The organism is Vibrio sp. MOR3 (assembly GCF_001557775.1).
Lineage (GTDB): Bacteria > Pseudomonadota > Gammaproteobacteria > Enterobacterales > Vibrionaceae > Vibrio > Vibrio jasicida.
This window is the reverse complement of the sequence record NZ_LNRD01000003.1, coordinates 108,155-127,056: the sequence shown is the minus strand read 5'-3', so window position 1 is coordinate 127,056 and position 18,902 is coordinate 108,155. Positions and strand designations below refer to the sequence as shown.

Genomic DNA, 18,902 nt, shown 5'->3' with positions numbered 1-18,902 from the left:
CAAAATCTAGAAAGCTGAGCTAAAGCTCGGAGAACAAATATGACCAAAGCCATCAGTATGGACGCGCTGCTTTCCAATTGGGTTGATTGCCCAAGTTTGTCGTCCGTTCTTGTCTCTGAACTGGAACTCGATAGTAGACGAGTTCAGTCCGGCACTACTTTTGTTGCCATCATTGGCCATGCTGTCGATGGACGTGATTTTATCGCGAAGGCCATCCAGCAAGGTGCTAACGCGGCGATCGCTCAAGCCTGTGAGCGAAAAGCACACGGTACGATTGAGATTATTGATAATGTTCCAGTGATTTACCTCGATGCACTGGATAAGTGCCTTTCTCAAATCGCAGGTCAGTTCTACCATTATCCCAATATGGAGCTGATTGGTGTCACTGGCACCAACGGCAAAACTACCATCACTCAGCTTATCGCCCAATGGATTGATTTGGTCGGTTCCAAAGCGGCGGTAATGGGGACAACAGGGAATGGCTTTCTAGATGATCTGCAAGAAGCCGCAAACACCACAGGCAACGCAGTTGAAATCCAAAAGACCCTATCCTCGCTCGCCGAGCAAAAAGCATATTACACTGCGCTTGAAGTTTCCTCTCATGGTCTGATTCAAGGTCGTGTTAAAGCATTGTCTTTTACCGCTGGTGTGTTCACCAATCTGAGCCGTGATCACTTGGATTATCATGGCACGATGGAAGAGTATGCAAAGGCGAAGCTGATGCTGTTTACCACTCACCAATGCGAGCATGCGATCATCAATGTCGATGATACAGTGGGAGCTGCGTGGGCGAAGCAATTATCGAATGCCATAGCTGTTTCACTCAAGCCGAATTCAGAATTCCTACAATCCGTATTTGCTACTGACATTGTTTACGCAGAGTCAGGCATTACGATTGAGTTTGATGGCAAGTTTGGTGAAGGAATTCTTCATGCGCCGCTGATTGGCGAGTTCAATGCAGCAAACCTGATGTTGGCATTCACAACGTTACTTAGTCTCGGTTTTAGCAAGCAAGATTTGCTGGCAACGGCAGGTCAATTACAGCCTGTTCTTGGTCGTATGGAACTCTTCCAAGCTGACGACAAGGCAAAAGTCGTGGTGGATTACGCCCACACGCCTGACGCGCTAGAAAAAGCGCTGCAAGCATTGCGTGTGCATTGCCAGGGTGAGCTTTGGGCTATTTTCGGCTGTGGTGGTGACCGTGATGCTGGTAAGCGCCCAATGATGGCGGAAATCGCTGAGCGTTTGGGTGACAAGATAGTGCTTACCGATGATAACCCTCGCAGTGAAGACCCTGTGCTGATCATGAAAGACATGCTGGCCGGCCTAACAAAACCTGCTGAGGCGATTGTGCAGCATGACCGTTTTAAAGCGCTGTCTTACGCACTGGAACATGCTTCTCCGCAAGACATTATCCTTCTGGCAGGTAAAGGTCATGAGGACTACCAAATTCTAAACTCTGGAACCATCCATTACTCTGACCGCGAGTCAGCCATGACGCTATTGGGGCTTTCATCATGATCACAGTAACGCTTTCTCAAGTCGCGGATATGACTGGCGGTGAACTGGTTGGCAATGACCTATCTATTGAATCTGTTTCTACCGACACTCGAGCGATCGAACAGGGTGCTCTTTTTGTTGCTTTGGTTGGAGAGCGTTTTGATGCTCACGATTTCTGCCAACAAGCGGTGGAGTCAGGGGCGGGTGCACTGTTAGTGCAAAAGCAACTTAATGTGAATGTCCCTCAAGTTGTTGTTACCGATACTAAGATAGCGTTAGGTGAAGTCGCATCTTGGGTACACAATTCGTGTCAAACACCGACAGTGGCGATTACGGGCAGTTGTGGCAAAACTACAGTAAAAGAGATGGTTGCAAGTATCCTGCAGTTGAAAGGCAAAGTGCTGTTTACCGCGGGCAACTTCAACAATGACATTGGTGTTCCGCTTACGTTATTGAGATCGCAACAAGACGATGATTACGCTGTGATTGAGCTTGGGGCCAACCATATTGGTGAGATCGAATACACGACTCAACTGGTTCATCCTAACATTGCGTTAGTCAACAACGTAGCCGCCGCTCACTTAGAGGGATTCGGTTCGATTGATGGCGTAAAACAGGCTAAAGGCGAGATTTATCAGGGATTGCCTGCGGGCGGTGTTGCGATTGTGAACCTCGATAGCAATGGTGGTGAGAAGTGGAACCATGTTCTTGCCGATAAGCAAGTCATCACATTTTCTCAAACGAACACAGATGCTGACTTTTATGCAACAAATGTTGTAATGAACGCCGCCGGCGAAGCAAGCTTTAACCTACATCTCGCAATAGACTCACAAGAAATTGAACTGTCTCTGGGTATTATAGGTCAACACAACGTTGCGAATGCGATTGCGGCTTCTATCATTGCGTTACAAATGGGCGCGACGTTAGAAGAAGTTCGTGATGGCCTTAAACATTTAAATAAAGTGAAAGGTCGAGTCGAAGTTGAGGAACTCAGCGATAAAATCAAGCTAATTGATGACAGCTATAACGCGAGTGTTCCAGCGATGAAGGCCGCGGTGGACTTGCTTAGTGCATTCCAAGGTGAGCGTTGGTTGATTTTAGGCAATATGGCGGAGTTGGGTGAGGAAAGTCTTGCACTTCATCGTCAAGTCGGGGAACATGCTGCCCCACAAAAATTTGAACACGTTCTCACGTATGGTGCAGACACGAAGGTCATTAGTGAACTTTGTGATGGCATCCATTTCGAGACACATCCAGAGATGATTGACTACATCAAGCAGCATCTAGACCAAACCGCACCTCAACACCATACAATGTTGGTGAAAGGAGCGAACGGTGCTCGTATGTTTGAAGTCGCTGCTGCTTTGAAGGAGTATTATTAATGATTATTTGGCTTGCCGAGCTGCTACAGCCATACCTGTCTTTTTTCCGATTGTTTGAATACCTGTCGTTTCGAGCAATCCTTAGTGTACTTACTGCTTTAGGTCTGTCTTTATGGATGGGGCCTATCATGATCAAGCGTCTACAGATGCTACAAATTGGTCAGGTTGTTCGTAACGAAGGTCCAGAGTCTCACTTTAGCAAGCGTGGTACCCCTACAATGGGGGGGATCATGATTTTGGCTGCTATTTCAATCACTATTCTTTTATGGACTGATTTATCGAACCCATACGTGTGGGCGGTGCTGACGGTACTGCTTGGTTATGGGGCGATTGGTTTTGTTGATGATTATCGTAAAGTCGTTCGTAAGAATACCGACGGCCTGATTGCTCGTTGGAAGTACTTTTGGCAGTCGCTGATTGCATTTGTCGTGGCGTTTGCGTTGTACGCTTACGGCAAAGATACCGCAGCTACTCAACTTGTTGTGCCATTCTTTAAAGACATCATGCCGCAACTTGGCTTGATGTACATTATCCTCACTTACTTCGTTATTGTGGGTACTAGTAATGCGGTAAACCTAACCGATGGCCTAGACGGCTTGGCTATCATGCCAACGGTTCTGGTTGCGGCTGGCTTTGCTGTGATTGCTTGGGCAACAGGTAACATTAACTTCTCTGAATACCTTCATATTCCATACCTCCCACACGCTTCTGAGCTGGTTGTCGTTTGTACTGCAATCGTTGGTGCGGGCCTTGGTTTCTTGTGGTTCAACACTTACCCAGCACAAGTATTCATGGGCGATGTTGGTTCACTTGCTCTAGGTGGCGCGCTTGGTACTATCGCTGTACTGGTTCGTCAAGAGTTGGTACTGGTGATCATGGGTGGTGTGTTTGTAATGGAAACGCTATCGGTAATTCTACAGGTAGGTTCTTATAAACTACGTGGTCAGCGTATTTTCCGTATGGCACCGATTCACCATCACTACGAATTAAAAGGTTGGCCAGAGCCTCGCGTAATCGTGCGCTTCTGGATTATTTCTATGGTTCTTGTTCTGATTGGTCTAGCGACTCTGAAAGTGCGTTAATCGCACTTTCCAAGAACAAGACAAATTGCGTGATCAAATATGGAACGTTGGCAAAACATACATAAGGTCGTCGTCGTAGGGCTCGGTATTACCGGGCTCTCTGTCGTTAAACACCTCACAAAAACTCAACCGCAACTGACGATCAAAGTCATTGATACGCGCACTAACCCTCCGGGGGCTGAGCGTTTGTCAGAGCGGGTAGAACTCCACAGCGGTGGTTGGAATACCGAATGGCTTGCAGAAGCTGACTTAGTCGTGACTAACCCAGGCATCGCCTTAGCGACACCAGAAATACAATCGGTTCTTGCGAAAGGAAAGCCAGTTGTTGGTGATATCGAGCTCTTCGCGTGGGCAGTCGATAAACCTGTTATTGCGATTACCGGTTCTAATGGTAAAAGCACGGTAACAGACCTAACAGGCGTGTTAGCAAAAGCTGCCGGGTTAACGGTCGGTGTTGGTGGCAATATCGGGGTTCCTGCTCTCGATTTGCTAGAGCAAGACGCAGATTTGTATGTACTTGAACTATCTAGCTTCCAACTAGAAACCACATCAAGCTTGAAGCTTAAAGCGGCTGCGTTTCTAAACCTTTCGGAAGATCACATGGATCGTTATGACGGCATGGCGGACTACCGACAAGCTAAACTGCGCATTTTTGATAACGCGGAGCTGGCAGTAGTTAACCGTGATGACCAAGAAACTTTTCCTGATACTGATACGCCGTTGGTGACGTTTGGTAGTGATGAGCAGGCTTACGGACTTGAAGTCGACGGTAACCGTACTTGGTTACTTGATCATGGTCAGCGCGTGATTGCCAGTGATGAATTGAAGTTAGTTGGTAAGCACAATCTGGCTAACGCTCTCGTCGTACTTGCTCTGCTTAAAGCGGCGGATGTGGATTATCACAAATCCTTGAATGCACTGAAAACTTACACTGGTTTGACACATCGATGCCAAGTGGTTGCGGATAATCATGGTGTAAAATGGGTGAATGACTCCAAAGCAACTAATATTGCGAGCACTATGGCTGCGCTTTCTGGCTTAGAATCAATGGGTAAATTGTATTTGTTGGTTGGTGGTGTTGGTAAAGGCGCAGATTTCACACCATTAAAGCCGATCTTAGCGACGCTTAACTTGCAGCTTTGCTGCTTTGGCAAAGATGGCGATGATTTTATGCCACTGCATGAATCCGCAACTCGTTTCGACACCATGGAAGATGTGATTCAGCAGATATCTTCGCAGTTAAATACGGGCGATATGGTGATGCTATCTCCGGCATGTGCTAGCTTTGATCAATTCGACAACTTTATGGCAAGGGGTGACGCATTTGCGGCTCTTGCTGAGAAATATGCATAATTAAAGGTCACACACTTCGTGGGTTTAGGTAACGTTAAACGCAGCATTGGCACTTGGCTTAAGCATCCTGCTCCAGAGGCGCTCTTTGACCGTCAACTCGTATGGATTGCACTGGGTTTGATGTTAACCGGTTTGGTGATGGTGACATCAGCATCATTTCCAATCAGCTCACGTCTGACGGATCAGCCATTTCACTTTATGTTCCGTCATGCCACTTTCTTGGTGCTGGCGATTGGTGTGTCTGCCGTCATTCTTCAAATCCCACTAGAACAATGGTTTAAGCGAAGCCATTACTTATTGTGGATCTCGTTTGGTTTACTCATCATCGTATTATTGGCTGGTAAGTCGGTAAACGGTGCATCGCGTTGGATCCCGCTGGGACTGTTTAACTTGCAACCGGCCGAAGTCGCGAAGCTCTCGCTATTTGTCTTCATGTCCGGTTATCTGGTGCGTAAGCAAGACGAAGTTCGCCAAACCTTCTTTGGCGGTTTCATGAAGCCCATCATGGTGTTTGCCTTCTTCGCCGTGTTGCTTCTAGGGCAGCCCGATCTAGGTACCGTGGTTGTAATGCTGGTGACACTGTTTGGCATGCTGTTCATTGCTGGAGCCAAGCTGACTCAGTTTTTAGCGCTCATGATTGCTGGTATTGCTGCCGTGGTTGGCTTGATTTTGGTCGAGCCATACCGTATTCGTCGTGTTACCTCGTTTCTCGACCCTTGGGAAGACCCATTTGGTAGCGGCTATCAGTTGACTCAATCTCTCATGGCGTTTGGTCGTGGTGAATGGTTTGGGCAAGGCTTAGGCAACTCGATTCAAAAACTGGAATATCTTCCAGAAGCGCACACCGACTTCGTGTTTGCGGTACTGGCTGAAGAGCTGGGTTTTGTTGGCGTCGTGTTAGTGCTAATGCTGATTTTCAGTTTGGTGCTAAAAGCAGTTTATATCGGCAAACGTGCTTTTGAAGAAGGCGAAATGTTTGGCGGTTACCTCGCATTTGGTATTGGTATTTGGTTTGCTTTCCAAACGCTGGTTAATGTTGGCGCAGCGGCCGGTATCGTTCCAACCAAAGGTCTTACTCTGCCGCTGATCAGTTATGGTGGTTCGAGTTTAATCATTATGTCTGTAGCGGTGTCTATATTGCTGCGTATCGATCATGAATGCCGTTTGAAGCACGGCCAGAAAGAACTAGAAAAACAAATTGATGAAGAAAAATAAACGTTTGATGGTGATGGCTGGTGGTACTGGCGGTCACGTGTTCCCAGGTTTAGCGGTTGCAAAACAACTGCAGGAGCAAGGCTGGGAGATCCGCTGGTTAGGTACTGCGGATAGAATGGAGGCGGATTTAGTGCCGAAACATGGCATTGAAATCGACTTTATCAAAGTAAAAGGTCTACGAGGTCAAGGCGTTAAGCGTCTTCTTGTGGCACCATTTCAGATTATTAATGCCATCAAGCAGGCTCGTGCTCACATGAAACGCTGGCAGCCAGATGCCGTGCTTGGTATGGGTGGTTACGTGAGTGGTCCTGGTGGTATTGCTGCTTGGATGAGTGGTATTCCTGTTGTCCTGCATGAACAAAATGCTGTCGCGGGTTTAACTAACCAATGGCTGTCGAAAATTGCCAAAAAGGTATATCAAGCCTTTCCTGGTGCTTTTCCAAAAGCAGAAGTCGTTGGCAACCCAGTTCGTGAAGACGTGACTCAATTAGAAGCGCCAACTGAGCGGATGCAAGAGCGACAAGGTCCGATTCGGATTTTGGTGATGGGAGGAAGCCAAGGCGCACGAATTCTTAACCAAACTCTGCCAGAAGTGATGGCTAAATTGGGCGAAGATTACTGTATTCGTCATCAAGCGGGTAAAGGTGCTGCTGAAGAAGTGAATACAGCGTACCAAGCCAATGGTGTTGTGAATGCAGAAGTAACCGAATTCATCGACGATGTAGCAAATGCTTATGCATGGGCTGACCTTTTGGTTTGTCGTTCAGGTGCACTCACTGTTTCTGAAGTTTCAGCTGCCGGTGTTGGTGCCATTTTTGTGCCGTTTATGCATAAAGACCGCCAGCAAGCATTGAATGCAGACCACTTGGTGGATTGCGGTGCGGCTAAGATGATTGAACAACCAGATTTAACCGTTGAGTCATTGACTCAACAGATCCAACAATTGGATCGACAAGCTTTACTTACAATGGCTGAGCAAGCACGCAGTGCAGCAAAGTTAGATGCGGATAAAACAGTCGCACAAGCCATTGTCGCTTTGACCGAAAAGCGTTAACGAATTATTGAGAATAGAATTGATGACAATCCAACATACACAAGACTTAGCTCAGATTCGCGCAATGGTGCCAGAGATGCGCCGCGTGAAATCCATCCACTTCATCGGTATTGGTGGTGCGGGCATGAGCGGCATTGCAGAAGTGCTGTTGAACGAAGGCTACCAAATCACGGGTTCTGATTTATCAGAGAACCCAGTGACGGAGCGTTTAGTATCAAAAGGTGCAACCGTGTTTATCGGTCACCAAGCCAGCAATGTGGAAAAAGCCAGTGTGGTTGTGGTTTCAACAGCAATCAACGAAGAAAACCCAGAAGTCATCGCGGCTCGCGAATTACGTATTCCAATTGTACGCCGTGCAGAGATGCTTGCTGAGCTAATGCGATTCCGTCATGGTATTGCCGTTGCTGGCACGCACGGTAAAACGACGACGACTGCGTTAGTGACACAAATCTATTCTGAAGCAGGTTTAGATCCAACGTTTGTTAACGGTGGTCTAGTTAAGAGTGCTGGCACTAACGCGCGTCTAGGTTCTAGCCGAATTTTGATTGCAGAAGCGGACGAGAGTGATGCGTCATTTCTGCATCTACAACCTATGGTGAGCATCGTCACGAACATCGAAGCAGACCATATGGATACGTACGGCGGCGATTTTGAAACTTTGAAGCAAACCTTCATCGACTTCCTTCATAATTTACCGTTTTACGGTCAAGCGATCGTGTGTATAGATGATCCTGTGATTCGCGAGCTGATTCCACGTATTAGCCGCCAAGTGATCACTTACGGTTTTTCTGAAGATGCCGATGTACGTATCGAGAACTACCACCAAGAAGGCCAGCAAGGCAAGTTCACCGTGGTTCGTGAAGGGCGTGCGAATCTGGATATCACACTAAATATCCCAGGTCGCCACAATGCACTCAATGCGTCAGCCGCGATTGCCGTAGCGACAGAAGACGACATCACTGATGAAGCTATCTTAAAAGCAATGGCGGGAACCCAAGGTACAGGTCGTCGTTTTGATCATTTGGGCGAGTTTGATACTGGAAACGGCCATGCAATGCTTGTTGATGACTACGGTCACCACCCAACAGAAGTGGATGTGACGATCAATGCAGCGCGCGCCGGTTGGCAAGACAAGCGTCTTGTTATGATCTTCCAGCCACATCGTTACAGTCGAACTCGTGACCTTTACGATGATTTTGCTAACGTGCTGGAGCAAGTTGATGTACTGATCATGCTCGATGTCTATGCGGCGGGTGAAAAACCGATCGCTGGCGCTGATGGTCGTGCTTTATGCCGAACGATTCGTAGTCGTGGGAAGGTAGATCCAATTTTTGTGCCTGAAATAGAGCAATTACCGTCAGTTTTAGCTAACGTTATACAAGATGGCGACCTGATCTTAACTCAAGGTGCCGGTGATGTTGGTAAAGTCGCTAAGCAATTGGCAACGCTTGAGTTGAACATAAATAATATGCTCGGGTAATCACGAAAATTGACGCAAAGCACAGAGAAAGACATAGATCTCGATTTTGCGTCAAGATCGTTGTGATTTATCGCTATCAGTGTTTGATAGTTTACAAGAGCTCAGTATAATCCCAAGGTTAAAGTCAATACTTTTGCCGATGTGTACTCACACGGTGAAAAGTACAAGACAAAAGTCAGGAAACAAAGACGTTGTTGAATATTGCACTGAATGAAGAGCGACTTAACACGGAGACTAACCGTGGTCGCCAAGAGAAAATCTTGGGTGTGCTATTTTTCGTTGTCGTCGTGACCTTAATCAGTTCTGTTTTGTACTCAGCGATCAGTTGGATGTGGGATGACCAAAGGTTACCTCTCTCCAAAATCGTGCTTCAAGGAAAACTGGAGTACGTCACCGCAGACGATGTTCAAGCAGCGTTTAGCAAAATTGATCATATCGGCACGTTTATGTCGCAAGACATCGATGTGTTGCAGCAAAGTGTTGAAGCCTTACCTTGGGTCGCGCATGCCGCGATCCGTAAGCAATGGCCAGACACGGTAAAAGTATTTTTGACAGAACATCGCCCTGTCGCCATCTGGAATGGCATCGAGCTGTTAGATAACAACGGTTTGGTATTTGAAGGCGATGTCGGCCTGCTAAAGGAAGAGAAAGTTAAGTTATATGGACCCAATGCAACTGGGCCGGAAGTCTTGCAAACCTACCGCGAACTCCGACCTAAGTTCCAACAATTGGGTTTGGCTATATCGTCTCTGGTTTTAAATGAGCGACGAGCTTGGCAAATCATCCTTGATAACGGTATTCGACTAGAGCTTGGTAAAGAGTCTCTGGATGAGCGAATAGAGCGCTTTTTCTCGCTTTATAACAAGCTTGGCAGTGACACTCAAAGAATCAGTTATATCGATCTTCGATACGATACGGGAGCCGCGGTTGGTTGGTTTCCTGAACATGAGTTAGAACAAGAGAGTACAGATGACTAAGGCCGCTGATGACAACATTATTGTTGGTCTGGATATAGGCACTGCAACCGTATCAGCTCTAGTGGGCGAGATTCTACCTGATGGCCAAATAAATATTATTGGTGCTGGTAGCAGCCCCTCACGTGGCATGGATAAAGGCGGCGTGAATGATTTGGAGTCGGTTGTAAAATCAGTACAACGCGCAATTGATCAAGCTGAACTAATGGCGGAATGCCAAATCAGCCGAGTATTCATTTCGTTGTCTGGTAAACATATCGCAAGCCGAATTGAAAAAGGCATGGGCACAATTTCTGATGAAGAAGTGTCTCAAGAAGATATGGATCGTGCTATCCATACAGCCAAATCGATTAAAATCGGTGATGAACAACGAATCCTTCATGTGATTCCACAAGAGTTCACCATCGACTACCAAGAGGGCATCAAAAACCCACTTGGTTTATCTGGAGTGAGAATGGAAGTAAGCGTTCATTTGATCTCATGCCATAATGATATGGCACGCAATATTATTAAGGCCGTAGAACGTTGTGGTCTTAAAGTAGAGCAACTTGTGTTTTCTGGGCTTGCTGCGAGTAATGCAGTAATTACCGAGGACGAAAGAGAGCTTGGGGTTTGTGTGGTGGATATCGGTGCCGGCACGATGGATGTTTCTATCTGGACCGGTGGTGCGTTGCGTCACACAGAAGTATTTTCTTACGCAGGAAATGCGGTAACTAGCGATATTGCTTTTGCTTTTGGTACGCCAGTGAGCGATGCTGAAGAAATCAAAGTCAAATATGGCTGCGCCTTGAGTGAACTGGTCAGTAAGGATGACACGGTTAACGTCCCAAGCGTAGGTGGTCGACCTTCACGTAGTCTGCAACGTCAGACTTTGTCAGAAGTCATTGAACCACGCTACTCTGAGCTGATGGGATTAGTTAACCAAACTATCGACTCTGTACAAGCGAAATTGCGCGAAGAAGGCATTAAACACCATCTTGCTGCGGGTGTAGTTCTCACCGGCGGTGCTGCGCAAATCGAAGGAGTGGTAGAATGTGCGGAACGCGTATTCCGCAACCAAGTAAGGGTCGGCAAACCGCTCGAAGTCAGCGGATTAACTGACTATGTAAAAGAGCCGTACCATTCTACGGCAGTTGGATTACTTCATTACGCGAGAGACATGCAGTCTAGCGACGATAGCGATTATAATGAACCTAAGCGCTCATCTGTTACTGGCTTCTTCGGTAAATTGCGTAATTGGATACAAAAAGAGTTTTAACCTGAGTTGCAGGATAAACGGAGACAACACATGTTTGAACCGATGATGGAAATGTCTGACGATGCAGTAATCAAGGTCGTTGGAGTTGGTGGCGGCGGTGGTAACGCTGTTGAACACATGGTGCGTGAATCCATCGAAGGTGTGGAATTCATCAGCGTCAACACTGATGCGCAAGCACTTCGTAAGACAAGCGTTGGCAATGTTATTCAGATCGGTGGTGATATCACTAAAGGTCTGGGGGCAGGTGCGAATCCACAGGTTGGCCGTGAGGCAGCTCTCGAAGACAGAGATAGACTTAAAGATTCCCTAACTGGTGCCGATATGGTGTTTATCGCAGCAGGTATGGGTGGTGGTACAGGTACTGGTGCAGCACCTGTTATCGCAGAAGTCGCTAAAGAGCTTGGCATTCTGACTGTTGCGGTAGTAACAAAACCGTTCAGCTTTGAAGGCAAAAAGCGTTTGGCATTTGCAGAGCAAGGTATCGATGAGCTTTCTAAGCACGTTGATTCTTTGATTACGATTCCAAATGAAAAGCTACTTAAAGTACTTGGTCGTGGTGTTACGCTACTTGAAGCATTTGCGAGTGCGAACGACGTTCTTAAAAACGCTGTTCAAGGTATCGCAGAGCTAATCACTCGTCCTGGCATGATCAACGTCGACTTTGCAGACGTACGCACTGTGATGTCAGAAATGGGTCACGCAATGATGGGTAGCGGCATCGCGAAAGGCGAAGACCGTGCTGAAGAAGCGGCAGAGATGGCAATTTCTAGCCCACTTCTAGAAGATATCGATCTAGCGGGTGCTCGTGGTGTTCTTGTTAACATTACGGCTGGTTTGGACATGCGTCTTGACGAGTTTGAGACCGTAGGTAACACAGTGAAAGCATTTGCTTCTGACAATGCAACAGTGGTTATCGGTACATCTCTAGACCCTGATATGACGGATGAAATCCGCGTAACTGTTGTTGCAACAGGTATTGGTAATGAGAAGAAACCAGATATCACGCTAGTTGCGGGTGGCAAAGCGAAAGTGGCTCCGACTCAGGCAGCTCCTCAAGCTCAACCACAGCAGCAAACTGCGGCACCGCAAGCTGAAGAGAAACCGGCACAAACTTTGCAGACTTCACCAGTGCAAGAGAAGCCACAGGTAACTCCTCAGCCGACAAATACCGTTTCTTCTCCAGCTTCTTCTGCAAGCCAAAGTTCGGCGGCACCGAAGCAAGAGAAAGAAAGTGGTTACTTAGATATTCCGGCATTTTTGCGTCGTCAGGCTGATTAATCTTTAACCCGTAAATTTGACATAGCTCAAAATTATGGTAGCATTCACGGTCGACGTTACAGACGGCCGTGTTTTGTAGCATATTTTAGAGAGGCAAGCAGATGATCAGACAACGTACTCTGAAAGAAATAGTGAAAACAACTGGTGTGGGTCTCCACTCTGGTCGTAAAGTCACACTTACTCTGCGCCCAGCTGCTGCAAACACAGGTATCATTTACCGTCGTACCGATGTAAATCCACCTGTAGATTTTCCAGCTGATCCGGCATCTGTACGTGACACTATGCTTTGTACGGCATTAGTGAACGACGAAGGTATTCGTATTTCAACTGTTGAACACTTGAATGCGGCACTCGCTGGTATGGGTATTGACAACATCGTAGTTGAAGTTGACGCACCTGAAATCCCTATTATGGATGGCAGTGCAAGCCCATTCGTATACTTGCTACAACAAGCAGGTATCGAGATGCAAAATGTACCTAAGCGCTTTATTCGTATTAAAAAACCAGTTCGTTTTGAAGATGGCGATAAGTGGGCAGAATTTGTGTCATTTAACGGCTTCCGCATGGACTTCGAGATTGACTTCAACCACCCTGCGATTGAATCAGACGAGCAGCGCCTTATGTTTGACTTCTCTTCTCAAGGTTTCGTTCGCGAAATTTCTCGTGCACGTACGTTTGGTTTTATGCGTGACATCGAATACCTGCAATCTCAGAACCTTGTTCTAGGTGGTAGCTTTGATAATGCGATTGTTTTGGATGACTACCGTATTCTTAATGAAGAAGGTCTTCGTTTTGAAAACGAGTTTGTGACTCACAAAGTGTTGGATGCCATTGGTGACCTTTACATGTGTGGTCATGCCATTATTGGTGAATTCCGCGCTTATAAATCAGGTCACGGTCTGAATAACCAACTTCTGCGTGCTGTTCTTGCTGATCAAGAAGCATGGGAATGGACAACATTCGAAGAAGAAGTCGGTTCACCAGTTGCATTTGCAGAACCAAACATGGTGCTTGCGTAATCAACGCTGACGCAAATAGATTAAAAAAACCAGGCCGCCGCCTGGTTTTTTACTATCTGAGCTTTGAACAGTGAGGTCACTGCTCTTTCTTCGCTCTACCTATCACTTGTCTTTCTTCTTTTCTGCCATTTCCGCAAGACGTTTCAAACGCTCTTGAATCTTTGGTGGCGCCATATCTGCGATGATCATTAATGAATTTGCTGCAGCTTCAGTAAGAGGCGGACGCTTTGGTCTATCATCGTGCTCGAAACGATTGCGGTATAGTGATGGGTTGATTCGAACTTCCACACTCATCAGCTTTGCATAGCCTTGAGTTCGAAGCTTATTTAGGATCATTAAACGATCGTAATCGATCTTCATCTTTAGTGAAGCGCTGGCCACATCAATGAGCAAATGACCGTTACGGACGTTAGCCACTCGGCAATGATCTGCCGTACCCTTAGGTAGGATCTCTTGCAGCGCCTGATTAAGTTGCAGGATGTCTCCCGCATGTTCTTGTATCTTTTTGAACTGGGATTCGGCAATAAGATCGTCTGTTGAGGTAGGGCGATGATCACGCATAGGTAAAATCTAATTTTGTTGAGATATGGGTATTCTAGAGCAGCTTTCTGCTTAGGTATAGTTTACATTATGGCCTTTATCTTCAGCTCGCCCATAAATATTTGATATAGCATGGCGAGACGGATTGTTTTGATAATGCCGATTGAGCAGCGATATGTATGTGTAATACTGGCGAATCCGTCATCAGTTTGGTTAAAAACTTACGAGTGCTTCAAACAAATACGTCTATTTATGGTTGTATCGATGAAAAATCCTTACACTAAGCCACATTGATTCAAAATTAAGCCTTGAAATATGGACGTTTGAACTCAATATCTTTGATAAATGATTTATCTCAGTATTCTTAGTTCTAAACTGGCAGAGACTGAAGGCATTACGAGTAGATCGGGAACGGTCTGATAAAAGAGAGATTCACGAAAAATGATAGCTAAGCTACTGACAAAAGTTATTGGCAGTCGCAACGACCGAACACTGCGCCGCCTTAGAAAAATTGTAAAAGAGATCAATAACTACGAACCAACGTTCGAAGCACTGTCTGATGAAGAGCTAAAAGCAAAGACTGTTGAGTTCCGTGAGCGCCTAGAGCAAGGCGAAACTCTTGATAAGCTACTTCCAGAAGCATTTGCTACGGTTCGTGAAGCATCTAAGCGTGTTTACGGTATGCGCCACTTCGACGTGCAGCTTATTGGTGGTATGGTCCTTAACGGTGGCCAAATTGCTGAAATGCGTACTGGTGAAGGTAAAACTTTAACGGCGACTCTTCCTGCTTACCTAAACGCACTTCCTGGTAAAGGTGTCCATGTTGTAACGGTGAACGATTACCTAGCAACACGTGACGCGGAAACAAACCGTCCACTATTCGAGTTCCTTGGTATGACTGTTGGCATCAACGTGCCAAACATGCCTCCTCAAGCTAAGAAAGAAGCTTACGAAGCCGATATCCTTTACGGCACAAACAACGAGTTTGGTTTTGACTACCTTCGTGACAACATGGCTTTCCGCAATGAAGACCGTGTTCAACGTGAACGCTTCTTCGCTGTTGTCGATGAGGTGGATTCAATCCTAATCGATGAAGCTCGTACTCCTTTGATCATTTCTGGTCCAGCAGAAGACAGCTCGGATCTATACACTCGCATCAACTTGCTTATCCCACAGCTTCAGAAACAAGATAAAGAAGATTCTGAAGAGTACCGCGGTGACGGCCACTACACTGTGGATGAGAAGTCTAAACAAGTTCACTTAACCGAAACGGGCCAAGAGTTCGTTGAAGAGCTGATGGTTAAGAACGGTTTGATGGAAGAGGGTGACACGCTTTACTCTCCAACCAACATTAGTTTATTGCACCATGTAAATGCGGCACTTCGTGCGCACGTATTGTTTGAACTGAACGTAGACTACATTGTAAACGATGACGGTGAAGTGGTTATCGTTGATGAACACACTGGCCGTACAATGCCAGGTCGTCGTTGGTCTGAAGGTCTTCACCAAGCGGTTGAAGCGAAAGAAGGCGTTAAGATTCAAAACGAAAACCAAACGCTGGCTTCTATTACTTTCCAGAACTACTTCCGTTTATACGAAAAACTGTCGGGTATGACAGGTACAGCAGATACAGAAGCGTTCGAATTCCAATCTATTTACGGTCTTGAAACGGTGGTTATTCCAACCAACAAACCAATGATCCGTAATGATATGCCAGATGTGGTCTACCGTACTGAAGCAGAAAAATTTGCTGCAATCATCGAAGACATCAAAGAGCGTGTAGAAAAAGGTCAACCATCTCTTGTAGGTACGGTTTCTATCGAGAAATCAGAACTTCTTTCTAATGCACTTAAGAAAGCGAAGATCAAACACAACGTATTGAACGCAAAATTCCACGAACGCGAAGCTGAGATTGTTGCGGAAGCGGGTACGCCAGGTGCGGTAACAATCGCAACCAACATGGCAGGTCGTGGTACCGATATCGTATTGGGTGGTAGCTGGCAGGCAAAAGTTGAAACGCTGCAAGATCCAACCAAAGAACAAATTGATGCGATTAAAGCAGAGTGGAAACAGGTTCACGATCAAGTACTAGATGCGGGTGGTCTGCACATCATTGGTACGGAACGTCACGAATCTCGTCGTATCGATAACCAGCTACGTGGGCGTTCTGGTCGTCAAGGTGATGCGGGTTCTTCTCGTTTCTACCTATCAATGGAAGACTCACTACTTCGTATCTTTACTTCAGACCGTATGGCGAGCCTTATCCAAAGTGGTATGGAAGAAGGCGAAGCGATCGAATCGAAGATGCTGTCTCGTTCAATCGAAAAAGCACAGCGTAAAGTAGAAGGTCGTAACTTCGATATCCGTAAACAGCTTCTTGAATACGATGACGTTGCGAACGATCAACGTAAAGTGGTTTACGAATTGCGTGACGAGCTAATGAGTGTTGACGACATTAGCGATATGATCGAACAAAACCGTGAAGACGTAATCACAGCGATCATCGACGAATACATTCCGCCACAATCTCTAGAAGACATGTGGGATGTTGAAGGCCTGCAAGAGCGTTTGAAAGCGGACTTCGATCTAGATGCTCCTATCAAAGAGTGGCTTGAGCAAGATGACAAGCTTTACGAAGAAGCATTACGTGAGAAGATCGTTAACCTAGCAGTAGAAGTTTACAAGCAAAAAGAAGAAGTGGTTGGTGCACAAGTACTACGCAACTTCGAAAAGTCGGTCATGCTTCAAACGCTAGATACGCTATGGAAAGAACACCTAGCGGCGATGGATCACTTACGCCAAGGTATTCACCTTCGCGGTTACGCACAGAAGAACCCGAAACAAGAATACAAGCGTGAGTCGTTTGAATTGTTTGAAGGTCTACTAGAAGCGCTGAAAACAGACGTAATTACAGTATTGTCACGCGTGCGTGTTCAACAGCAAGAAGAAGTAGAACGCATGGAAGAGCAACGTCGTGCTCAAGCTGAGGAAGCGGCTCGTCGTGCTCAAGCTCAACACGCGGCAGCTCAAAACCCACTGACAGAAGGTGAAGAAGCAGAGGAAGGCTCTAGCCAACCAATGGTTCGTGACGAACGTAAAGTGGGCCGTAATGAGCCTTGTCCATGTGGCAGCGGTAAAAAATACAAACAGTGCCACGGTAAAATTGACTAATACAGTCAGAAGATATTAAGAAAGAGTCGCTTAGGCGGCTCTTTTTGTATCGACAGATCTAGGAATGAATCTAATGAAAAGAATTCACATTGTTGCGGCGATTATCTTCAATCAAGACAGGTCGCAAATCTTCATCACTAAACGTCCGGACGATAAACACAAAGGTGGATTTTGGGAGTTTCCTGGTGGCAAAGTTGAACAAAATGAAACAGTCGAGCAAGCGATGATTCGTGAACTTGAAGAAGAGATTGGTATCACAGTCACAGAACAAGCCTTATTTGAGCATTTGGAATACGACTACCCAGATAAATCTTTAAAGTTTGATTTCATGACCGTTTCTCAATTCAACAATCAGCCTTATGGACGTGAAGGGCAAGAAGGGCGTTGGGTCGATATTATTGCGTTACCTAACTACGCTTTCCCAGAAGCTAATGTGCCCATTCTAGAGCGTGTAGTGAAAGAGTTTTCCTAACCTGCATCTAACTGTCTTGTGGTTAACACGGGATATTGTTAGTTTAAAAAGATACCGCGAAACGAAAGAGAACGAGTGCAAACCTCGTTATCCAGAGAAGGAGAGAAAGCGCAATGGTTCGTATTGCAATCGCAGGAGCGGCTGGCCGTATGGGTCGCAACTTAGTAAAAGCTTCACACTTCAACTCAGAAGCCGCTGTAACGGCTGGTTCAGAGCGTCCAGAGTCTTCACTTGTTGGCGTTGATGTGGGTGAACTGTGTGGTGAAGGTAAGTTTGATGTCTTTTTGACGGATGATTTAGCAAAAGAAGTCGACAACTTTGATGTTGTTATCGATTTTACTGCTCCAGTGAGCACGCTGGCGAATCTAGAGCTATGTAAGCAACATGGTAAGTGCATTGTTATTGGAACAACGGGCTTTAGCGAAGAAGAACGTGAACTGATTGACGAGGCAGCTAAGCAGGTGCCAGTTGTCATGGCTCCAAACTACTCTGTTGGCGTGAATCTTGTCTTCAAGCTTCTTGAGAAAGCAGCGAAAGTTATGGGTGACTACTGTGATGTTGAAATCGTAGAAGCGCATCACCGCCATAAAGTGGATGCGCCATCTGGCACCGCGATTGGCATGGGGGAAGCGATAGCTGGAGCGATGGGTAACAACCTGAGTGATGTTGCTGTGTACGCACGCGAAGGCATTACCGGTGAACGTACTAAAGATGAAATTGGCTTTGCCACTATCCGTGCCGGTGACATTGTCGGCGAGCATACTGCTATGTTTGCTGATATCGGCGAGCGTGTTGAGATTACTCATAAGGCAACAGATCGTATGACCTTTGCTAATGGCGCGGTAAAAGCCGCCGTTTGGCTGCATTCGAAGCCATCAGGCTTCTATACCATGACCGATGTGCTCGGCTTGAACGAGCTTTAAATACATAATTATTCGCCGGCGTAAGCCGGCTTTTTTGTATTTAGAGGAAAGTATGTAAAGAAATTGAGTCGTATCATCTGCGATTTCATCTTGAGTTATGGTGTGTTTTTGGGCGTCTTGTTGTGAAAAGTGCTTGAGTTGCTCAAAAGCATGGGTTGTTTTTGTGTGATGAACGTTTGCGCAAAAAACTCACAAAATTTT

Annotated in this window: 15 protein-coding genes; 14 read left to right on the top strand and 1 reads right to left on the bottom strand. The window is 46.2% G+C overall.

What is annotated here, in order from left to right; all coding sequences use genetic code 11:
- Positions 1 to 39: 39 nt before the first annotated feature.
- The 11 genes from murE (at position 40) to lpxC (ending at position 13,595) form a co-directional block, all read left to right on the top strand.
- Positions 40 to 1,521: a UDP-N-acetylmuramoyl-L-alanyl-D-glutamate--2,6-diaminopimelate ligase gene (gene murE / locus ATB76_RS07890; protein ID WP_061035019.1), complete on the top strand. Its 1,482-nt coding sequence runs from the start codon at positions 40 to 42 to the stop codon at positions 1,519 to 1,521.
- Positions 1,518 to 2,882, top strand: coding sequence for a UDP-N-acetylmuramoyl-tripeptide--D-alanyl-D-alanine ligase (gene murF, locus ATB76_RS07885; protein ID WP_042605359.1), 1,365 nt, complete (start codon positions 1,518 to 1,520; stop codon positions 2,880 to 2,882). The genes murE and murF overlap by 4 nt, the downstream gene beginning before the upstream one ends.
- Positions 2,882 to 3,964 carry a phospho-N-acetylmuramoyl-pentapeptide-transferase gene (gene mraY, locus ATB76_RS07880; protein ID WP_038866256.1) on the top strand — a complete coding sequence of 361 codons (1,083 nt, stop codon included), beginning with the start codon at positions 2,882 to 2,884 and terminating at the stop codon, positions 3,962 to 3,964. The genes murF and mraY overlap by 1 nt, the downstream gene beginning before the upstream one ends.
- A gap of 39 nt (positions 3,965 to 4,003) precedes the next feature.
- Complete coding sequence (gene murD / locus ATB76_RS07875; RefSeq protein WP_061035018.1) at positions 4,004 to 5,317, top strand: UDP-N-acetylmuramoyl-L-alanine--D-glutamate ligase; 1,314 nt, start codon at positions 4,004 to 4,006, stop codon at positions 5,315 to 5,317.
- Positions 5,318 to 5,335: 18 nt separating this feature from the next.
- The gene (gene ftsW, locus ATB76_RS07870; RefSeq protein WP_038866261.1) at positions 5,336 to 6,532 is read left to right on the top strand and encodes a cell division protein FtsW; all 1,197 of its coding nucleotides are present in this window, start codon (positions 5,336 to 5,338) and stop codon (positions 6,530 to 6,532) included.
- Complete coding sequence (murG, locus tag ATB76_RS07865) at positions 6,519 to 7,586, top strand: undecaprenyldiphospho-muramoylpentapeptide beta-N-acetylglucosaminyltransferase (RefSeq protein ID WP_061035017.1); 1,068 nt, start codon at positions 6,519 to 6,521, stop codon at positions 7,584 to 7,586. The genes ftsW and murG overlap by 14 nt, the downstream gene beginning before the upstream one ends.
- 22 nt (positions 7,587 to 7,608) lie before the next feature.
- Entirely contained in the window at positions 7,609 to 9,066 is a 1,458-nt protein-coding gene (gene murC / locus ATB76_RS07860) for a UDP-N-acetylmuramate--L-alanine ligase (RefSeq protein ID WP_038866265.1), read from the top strand.
- Positions 9,067 to 9,257: 191 nt separating this feature from the next.
- Positions 9,258 to 10,043, top strand: coding sequence for a cell division protein FtsQ/DivIB (locus tag ATB76_RS07855; protein ID WP_038866267.1), 786 nt, complete (start codon positions 9,258 to 9,260; stop codon positions 10,041 to 10,043).
- The gene (ftsA, locus tag ATB76_RS07850) at positions 10,036 to 11,298 is read left to right on the top strand and encodes a cell division protein FtsA (RefSeq protein WP_038866269.1); all 1,263 of its coding nucleotides are present in this window, start codon (positions 10,036 to 10,038) and stop codon (positions 11,296 to 11,298) included. The genes ATB76_RS07855 and ftsA overlap by 8 nt, the downstream gene beginning before the upstream one ends.
- Before the next feature lie 30 nt (positions 11,299 to 11,328).
- Positions 11,329 to 12,576 (top strand): cell division protein FtsZ, encoded by a 1,248-nt coding sequence (gene ftsZ, locus ATB76_RS07845; RefSeq protein ID WP_038866270.1) that lies wholly within the window; start codon positions 11,329 to 11,331, stop codon positions 12,574 to 12,576.
- 101 nt (positions 12,577 to 12,677) lie between these two features.
- Entirely contained in the window at positions 12,678 to 13,595 is a 918-nt protein-coding gene (gene lpxC / locus ATB76_RS07840; protein WP_061035016.1) for a UDP-3-O-acyl-N-acetylglucosamine deacetylase, read from the top strand.
- 102 nt (positions 13,596 to 13,697) lie between these two features.
- Here lpxC and ATB76_RS07835 read toward each other — a convergent pair whose 3' ends face one another.
- Positions 13,698 to 14,156: a DciA family protein gene (locus ATB76_RS07835; protein ID WP_038866275.1), complete on the bottom strand. Its 459-nt coding sequence runs from the start codon at positions 14,154 to 14,156 to the stop codon at positions 13,698 to 13,700.
- A gap of 420 nt (positions 14,157 to 14,576) precedes the next feature.
- Between ATB76_RS07835 and secA the strand changes: the two genes are divergently transcribed.
- The 3 genes from secA to dapB all read left to right on the top strand — a co-directional run bounded on the left by secA (position 14,577) and on the right by dapB (position 18,701).
- Positions 14,577 to 17,306, top strand: a complete 2,730-nt coding sequence (gene secA / locus ATB76_RS07830; protein ID WP_038866278.1) for a preprotein translocase subunit SecA — start codon at positions 14,577 to 14,579, stop codon at positions 17,304 to 17,306.
- 73 nt (positions 17,307 to 17,379) lie between these two features.
- On the top strand, positions 17,380 to 17,778 hold the full coding sequence (gene mutT, locus ATB76_RS07825; RefSeq protein ID WP_038878221.1) for an 8-oxo-dGTP diphosphatase MutT: 399 nt from the start codon (positions 17,380 to 17,382) through the stop codon (positions 17,776 to 17,778).
- Positions 17,779 to 17,891: 113 nt separating this feature from the next.
- Positions 17,892 to 18,701, top strand: a complete 810-nt coding sequence (dapB, locus tag ATB76_RS07820; protein ID WP_061035015.1) for a 4-hydroxy-tetrahydrodipicolinate reductase — start codon at positions 17,892 to 17,894, stop codon at positions 18,699 to 18,701.
- The last annotated feature ends 201 nt before the right edge of the window (positions 18,702 to 18,902 follow it).

What these genes read in the sequence shown, in the direction of transcription:
- murE (WP_061035019.1), top strand. Translation starts at nt 40, where the DNA reads ATGACCAAAGCCATCAGTATGGACGCGCTGCTTTCCAATTGGGTTGAT.
- murF (WP_042605359.1), top strand. Translation starts at nt 1,518, where the DNA reads ATGATCACAGTAACGCTTTCTCAAGTCGCGGATATGACTGGCGGTGAA.
- murD (WP_061035018.1), top strand. Translation starts at nt 4,004, where the DNA reads ATGGAACGTTGGCAAAACATACATAAGGTCGTCGTCGTAGGGCTCGGT.
- lpxC (WP_061035016.1), top strand. Translation starts at nt 12,678, where the DNA reads ATGATCAGACAACGTACTCTGAAAGAAATAGTGAAAACAACTGGTGTG.
- dapB (WP_061035015.1), top strand. Translation starts at nt 17,892, where the DNA reads ATGGTTCGTATTGCAATCGCAGGAGCGGCTGGCCGTATGGGTCGCAAC.
- murG (WP_061035017.1), top strand. Translation starts at nt 6,519, where the DNA reads ATGAAGAAAAATAAACGTTTGATGGTGATGGCTGGTGGTACTGGCGGT.
- ATB76_RS07835 (WP_038866275.1), bottom strand. Translation starts at nt 14,156, where the DNA reads ATGCGTGATCATCGCCCTACCTCAACAGACGATCTTATTGCCGAATCC.
- murC (WP_038866265.1), top strand. Translation starts at nt 7,609, where the DNA reads ATGACAATCCAACATACACAAGACTTAGCTCAGATTCGCGCAATGGTG.
- ftsA (WP_038866269.1), top strand. Translation starts at nt 10,036, where the DNA reads ATGACTAAGGCCGCTGATGACAACATTATTGTTGGTCTGGATATAGGC.
- secA (WP_038866278.1), top strand. Translation starts at nt 14,577, where the DNA reads ATGATAGCTAAGCTACTGACAAAAGTTATTGGCAGTCGCAACGACCGA.
- mutT (WP_038878221.1), top strand. Translation starts at nt 17,380, where the DNA reads ATGAAAAGAATTCACATTGTTGCGGCGATTATCTTCAATCAAGACAGG.
- mraY (WP_038866256.1), top strand. Translation starts at nt 2,882, where the DNA reads ATGATTATTTGGCTTGCCGAGCTGCTACAGCCATACCTGTCTTTTTTC.
- ftsZ (WP_038866270.1), top strand. Translation starts at nt 11,329, where the DNA reads ATGTTTGAACCGATGATGGAAATGTCTGACGATGCAGTAATCAAGGTC.